Below are 6,000 nucleotides of genomic sequence, written 5' to 3'. Positions count from 1 at the left end.
CCCGCCCGCCCTCGCGGATCGTCGTGCCGGCCAGCTCGGTGTCGCGCGTCGCCGTGCGCTGGAAGGAGATCACCGGGGTCGCCCAGCGGACGATCTCCTCGGCGGTGGTGGCGGGCCGCTCCCGTTTGTAGAGCTCCCACTGCTCGGGGTGGGTGAGGAAGGCGTGCATACCGTGGCTGATGGCGTTGCGTGTGGTCTCGTTGCCGGCGACGGCCAGCATCAGCACGAAGAAGCCGAACTCGTCGGAGCCCAGGCTTCCCTCGTCCTCGGCGGCCACCAGCCGGCTGACGATGTCCCGCGCGGGGCTGGCCGTGCGGGCGGCGGCGAGGTCCATCGCGTAGGCGATCAGCTCCATGGCGGAGCGGCTGCCGGTCTCCTCGGTGACCGCGAGCTCGGGGTCGTCGTAGGCGATCATCCGGTTGGACCAGTCGAAGATCTTCGCCCGGTCGTGCTGGGGGACGCCGATGAGTTCGGCGATGGCCTGGAGGGGGAGTTCGCAGGCGATGTCGGTGACGAAGTCACCGCTGCCGTGCTCCCGGGCGGCCGTGACGATCCGTCCGGCCCGCTCCCGCAGGGCCGACTCCAGGGCCCGGACCGCCCGGGGGGTGAAGCCGCGCTGGACGATCCGGCGGACGCGGGTGTGCTCGGGCGGGTCCATGTTGAGCATCATCAGCCGCTGGGCGTCGATCCGCTCGCGCCGCATACCGGGGTGGAAGCGGATGACCGAGGTGTTGCGGCCGGAGGAGAAGTCCTCCGGCCGGGTGGACGCCTCCTTGACGTCCGCGTGCCGGGTGACGGCCCAGTAGCCGTCGTCGTCGAAGCCCGCGAGGCCGTGCGGCTGGGGGATCCAGGCCACCGGGGCCGTCCGCCGCAGCAGGGCGAACTCCGGCAGCGGCACTCCACGGGCGTTGACGTCCGGATCGGTGAAGTCGAAGCCCTCGGGCAGCGCGGGACAGGACGGCATGGCCACCACTCCAGTTCGGGGAGCCGCCGGGAACGGCGTAGCTGTGCTGACGGGCGGCTGTACTGATGGGCCATCAGAAACCTGTCGTCCGACGGTAGTGACGGGGTCGTGGACCGGCAAGGCACGCGACGCCATCTGTCGCACGCGCGGGGCGTGCGCGACCCTTGTGCGGCGGGGGCGGCGCTCGAAAGACTGCCGACGGACGGAAGCGGAACTGGAACGCGTACTCGTTTTGCCGGGGGCGCCGGGACGCCCAGCGGACGCGCGAGGAGAGGACAGCCGGACATGGCCGCGGAACCCGTGATCGTCGAAGCCGTACGGACGCCCATCGGCAGGCGCGGCGGCGCGCTCGCCAACCTCCATCCGGCCTATCTGCTGGGGGAGACCTATCGTGAGGTCCTCGCGCGCACCGGCATCCAGCCCGACTGCGTCGAGCAGATCGTCGGCGGCACGGTCACCCACGCCGGGGAGCAGTCGATGAACCCGGCCCGGACCGCCTGGCTGGCCATGGGCCTGCCCTACGAGACCGCCGCCACCACCGTGGACGCCCAGTGCGGCTCGTCCCAGCAGGCCAACCACCTCGTCGCCAACATGATCGCGAGCGGGGTGATCGACATCGGGATCGGCTGCGGTGTCGAGGCCATGTCCCGGGTTCCGCTCGGCAGCGGCTCCAAGCACGGACCGGGCCGGCCCTTCCCCGACGAGTGGAACGTCGACCTGCCCAACCAGTTCGAGGCCGCCGAGCGCATAGCCCGCAGGCGCGGCCTCACCCGTGAACAGGTCGACGCCCTCGGCCTGCTCTCCCAGGAGCGGGCGGCCCGCGCCTGGGCGGAGGAGCGTTTCAAGCGCGAGACCTTCGCCGTGCAGGTGCCCACCACGGAGGAGGAGCAGTACGCCGGGCAGGGCATGTGGCGTCTGGTCGACCGCGACGAGGGCCTGCGCGACACCAGCATGGAGGCGCTGGCCGGGCTCAAGGCCGTGATGCCCACGGCCGTCCACACCGCCGGCAACTCCTCGCAGATATCCGACGGCGCTGCGGCGCTGCTCTGGGCCTCCAAGCGGATGGCCCGGGCGCTGCGGCTGCGCCCCCGGGCCCGGATCGTCGCCCAGGCGCTCGTCGGCGCCGACCCCCACTTCCACCTGGACGGGCCCGTCGACGCGACCCGGGCGGTGCTGGGCCGGGCGGGGATGTCCTTACGGGACATCGACCTGGTGGAGATCAACGAGGCCTTCGCCTCGGTGGTGCTCTCCTGGGCGCGGGTCTTCGAGCAGGACCTGGAGAAGGTCAACGTCAACGGCGGCGCGATAGCGCTCGGGCACCCGGTCGGGGCGACGGGCGCCCGGCTGATCACGACGGCGCTGCACGAGCTGGAGCGGCGGGACGGAGAGTTCGCGCTGATCACGATGTGCGCGGGCGGTGCGCTGGCGACGGGGACGATCATCCAGCGGCTGTGACGCGGAGCGGGCGGCGCGGTGTCGCCCCCCGCCCCGGTGTCGCCCCCCGCTCCGGTGTCAGGTCGCGGCGGGGCCCGTCAGGCCGTGGTGCCGCCGTCCTCGTCGAGGCCGAGGAGGGTGATGGCCTCCGTCGGGCAGCAGCCGACCACGTCCTCGGCGGCCTCGATGTCCTCCGGCGAGGTCAGCCCGGACTTCAGCGCCTCGGCCAGGCCGTCGTCGCCCAGCCGGAACAGCTCCGGGTACATCGCCCCGCACAGACCGGCGCCGCCGCACACCTTCTTGTCGACCACGAGCCTTGGTGTCATCGCGCGCCGCCCTTCCCGCCGTCGGCACCGGTGCCGTGGAGGTGGACGGGGAGCGAGGCCAGGCCGCGCAGCAGCCAGTTCTCGCTGTAGGTCACCTCGGAGCGGGGGACGGCCAGTTCCAGGCGGGGGAAGCGCTCGAAGATCGCCGGAATGGCGACGGCGGCCTCCACGCGCGCGAGCGCCGCGCCGAGGCAGTTGTGCAGGCCGTGGCCGAAGCCGACGTGGCGCGGGCCGTCCCGGGTGATGTCGAGACGGTCGGGGTCGGTGAAGCGGCGGGGGTCGCGGTTGGCGCCCTGGAGTGCGGCGACCACGGGGGCGCCGGCGGGCAGCCGCGTCCCGGCGAACTCCATGTCCTCCTTGGCGAAGCGGAAGAGGCCGACGGTCAGGGCCCCGTCGTAGCGCAGGAACTCCTCGACCGCGCCCGGTACGAGCCCGGGGTCGGACATCAGCAGCCGGCGCTGCTCGGGGTGGTCGAGCAGGGCGAGGACGGCCGAGCCGATGAGGTTCCGGGTGGTGTCCAGACCGGCCATGATCATCAGGGCGAGCATGGACACCAGCTCGTCCCCGGTGAGGCGGTCGTCGCCGTCGCGCGCCTGGATGAAGACGGTCATCAGGTCGTCGCCGAGCATCTTCCGTTTCTCGGCGATGAGTTCACGGCCGTACTCGGCGATGTCCTCGAAGGCGCGCTGGATCCTGTCCTTGTCGTCGTCCGGGCGGAAGGCGCGGTCGATGGCGTGCAGCATGTCGTTGTAGCGGGTCATGGGAATGCCGAGGATCTCCCCGATGACCGCCGCGGGGATGGCGCTCGCGTAGTCCACGACGTCGGGGCTTTCGGACACCGCCAGCTTGTCGAGCGAGGCGGCCACGATCCGCTCGGTGGGCTCGCGCCACTGGGCCACCCGGCGCGGGGTGAAGGCGCCCATGGCGAGCTTGCGGACGCGGGTGTGGTCCGGCGGGTCGAGCACCGTGAGGATCCGTGCCACCGGGGTGTCCGCGCCCAGCACCATGCCCGAGTCCAGGAACTCGCGGCTGGCGTAGGCCGTCGCGTCATTGCTGAACCGGGGGTCCCCCAGCAGCGCGTGGACGTCCTCGAACCGGGTCGCTATCCAGGTCCGTACGTCGCCGACGGGGAAACGGAACTCGTGGACCGGCGAGTTGTCGCGCAGCCACGCGAAGGCCGGGTAGGGGTTCTGGTAGTACTCGTAGCCGAACAGCTCTGTCGGCAGCGGGGATGCGGCCATCACTGATCTCCTTGACGAGACATGGGTGCGGTCACGGGACGGTCACCGCCGGGCCGACCGCGGCCCGGCGGTGCTGTAAGGGGTTACTTCACGAGCGTGAGGACCTGCTTCGAGGCGCGCAGGCCCGACTCGAGGGCGCCCTCGATGAAGGCGCCGTGCCAGCCCTCGGCGATGTCGGCGCCCGCGAAGACGACCCGGCCGTGGGGCTGCTCGATCTGGGGGAAGAGCCCGGTCAGCTGGCCGGGGCGGCGGAAGCCCCAGGCGCCGGCCGCCCACTTGTCCTTGCCCCAGGCCATGGCGCGGGACTTGAGGACCTGGGCCCCGGGGATCCACTGCTGGACGGCCGCCTGGACCTTCACCGGGTCGTTGACGTCCAGCCCGGGGCCGGTGAACGCGATCATGAGACGGCCGTCCGCGAGCTGCTTCTGCGGCACCATCATCAGGATCGGCGAGCCCTCGGGCGCGGTACCGGCGGTCGCCTCGACGTTGCCCTTGATGTGCAGCCACATCTTGGTGCCGTGGGGGACGCCGATGCCCTGGGTCGTGGCCTGGGTGTGCGCCTTGGGCAGACCGGGCTCGAAGGCGATGTTCTTCCAGGCGTTGGTGGAGGTGGCCACGACGACCGCGGGGGCCTTGTAGCGGCGGCCGGAGGCGGTCCACACCGTGACCTTACCGGTGCCCGGGTCGGAGATCCGGGTGACCGGCGAACCCTTGATGACCATGGTGAAGTTCTCCTTCAGCATGGCGTGGAGCATCGTGGTCATACCGCCGACGGGCCGGCGGCCCATGGCGCTGGAGTAGCTCTCGTACGTACCGCCGGCGAGCTGGTACCACTGGGCCATTCCGGTCAGCGAGCCGAGGGTGCTGGGGCCGCCGGAGTAGACGGAGGTCTCGCCGGTGAGCATGTTGACCTCGGCCGGCGAGAGGTTCATCTGCTTGATCCGGTCGGCCAGCGAGAGCGGGTCCACCGCGGCCAGCAGGTCCTTGCGGTACAGCGGCTCGGCCGGGCGCTCGAAGTATTTCTCGGAGCCCTTGTAGAACTCGGTCCACAGGGGTGTCAGCAACTTGGCGGCGTCACCGGGCGAGAACGCCTTCAGCCCGGTGGTACCGGCGACGATGACGCGGTCCGGGATGGGGTCCTCGTAGGTGGCGATGTTGTACCGGGTGAGCTCCTTGTTGACCAGCTGCTGCTGAGGCGCGAGCCACTGGCCGCCGACCTCGATCTGCTCGCCGGCCCAGGTGTCCGTCCAGATGCGGCCGCCGACGCGGTCCGAGGCCTCCAGGACCACGGTGTTCAGGCCCTTGGCGCCGAGTTCGCGCGCCACCATGGCCCCGGCGTACCCGGCGCCGATGATGACCACGTCGAACAGTGCTTCCTCTTCGGCGTGGGCGATGCCCTGCCCGGCCGTGCCGAGGCCGACCGTCAGTGCCCCCGCGCCGATGCCTTTGAGTAGCGATCGGCGCCCGAAACGGCGGTTGGCGATGGACGAGTTCGCGCCATGAGAGTGCATGGAAGTCCTCTGGTGTTTGTCTGGCTGCGGCCATCGGTCCGGTGCAATTGCCGACAGAACGCCCCGGCGATCGAAAGTCCCGGGGTGTTCGGGCGCACTGTTCCCGTCATCGCGTGCGATGGCCGTCGAACGCGGCCCGATGGCGGGTAGGTCGGCGGGCACGGACCGCACGGATCACCGTCCGTGACGGACGGTGGCCGGCGGCATGGGGCGCTCAGGCGGGCAGCCGATGGAAAGGTCGCGTGGGGCCGAAAGGATGCGCCGGGCTGCCGGTCGGTGGAAGACCGGGGCGTTGAACGATCAGCCGCGGCGGGAAAGGAGCCGGACGTCGCCGGTCATGCGCACGCACCCGATCGGGTGCTGTTCACCATAGGTGACAGCGGTGCGGTTCCCCGCCATGTGAAGGAGCTCGTCCCCGCCCGCACCGGGCGGGGCGCCATAGCCACTCGTGACCATTCTGGTCCCCCCGTTATCAATCAGCATGGGCCTGAACGGTGTTGTGTCTTGTTCATGGCCTTGACGCG

General features: G+C 71.2%; 5 protein-coding genes. 1 reads left to right on the top strand and 4 read right to left on the bottom strand.

Translation table 11 applies throughout. The annotated features are described in order from the left end of the window. On the bottom strand, positions 1-964 hold a 964-nt coding region (locus tag RM609_RS33655; RefSeq protein WP_311616398.1), incomplete at its 3' end, for a cytochrome P450 family protein. Positions 965-1,249: 285 nt separating this feature from the next. Here RM609_RS33655 and RM609_RS33650 point away from each other — a divergent pair. After that, on the top strand, positions 1,250-2,419 hold the full coding sequence (locus tag RM609_RS33650; RefSeq protein ID WP_311616397.1) for a steroid 3-ketoacyl-CoA thiolase: 1,170 nt from the start codon (positions 1,250-1,252) through the stop codon (positions 2,417-2,419). Between the two features lie 77 nt (positions 2,420-2,496). Here RM609_RS33650 and RM609_RS33645 read toward each other — a convergent pair whose 3' ends face one another. The 3 genes from RM609_RS33645 to RM609_RS33635 all read right to left on the bottom strand — a co-directional run bounded on the left by RM609_RS33645 (position 2,497) and on the right by RM609_RS33635 (position 5,476). Then, complete coding sequence (locus tag RM609_RS33645; protein ID WP_311616395.1) at positions 2,497-2,724, bottom strand: ferredoxin; 228 nt, start codon at positions 2,722-2,724, stop codon at positions 2,497-2,499. Beyond that, positions 2,721-3,965 carry a cytochrome P450 family protein gene (locus tag RM609_RS33640; RefSeq protein ID WP_311616393.1) on the bottom strand — a complete coding sequence of 415 codons (1,245 nt, stop codon included), beginning with the start codon at positions 3,963-3,965 and terminating at the stop codon, positions 2,721-2,723. The genes RM609_RS33645 and RM609_RS33640 overlap by 4 nt, the downstream gene beginning before the upstream one ends. 83 nt (positions 3,966-4,048) lie before the next feature. Further along, complete coding sequence (locus RM609_RS33635) at positions 4,049-5,476, bottom strand: flavin monoamine oxidase family protein (RefSeq protein ID WP_311616391.1); 1,428 nt, start codon at positions 5,474-5,476, stop codon at positions 4,049-4,051. Positions 5,477-6,000: the final 524 nt, after the last annotated feature.

The organism is Streptomyces hesseae (assembly GCF_031845785.1).
Taxonomy (GTDB): Bacteria; Actinomycetota; Actinomycetes; order Streptomycetales; family Streptomycetaceae; genus Streptomyces; species Streptomyces hesseae.
This window is presented reverse-complemented; position numbering and strand designations above follow the sequence as displayed.

Bases quoted from the DNA above. Each gene is read 5' to 3' on its own strand.
- RM609_RS33650 (WP_311616397.1), top strand. From the start codon at position 1,250: ATGGCCGCGGAACCCGTGATCGTCGAAGCCGTACGGACGCCCATCGGC.
- RM609_RS33645 (WP_311616395.1), bottom strand. From the start codon at position 2,724: ATGACACCAAGGCTCGTGGTCGACAAGAAGGTGTGCGGCGGCGCCGGT.
- RM609_RS33640 (WP_311616393.1), bottom strand. From the start codon at position 3,965: ATGGCCGCATCCCCGCTGCCGACAGAGCTGTTCGGCTACGAGTACTAC.
- RM609_RS33635 (WP_311616391.1), bottom strand. From the start codon at position 5,476: ATGCACTCTCATGGCGCGAACTCGTCCATCGCCAACCGCCGTTTCGGG.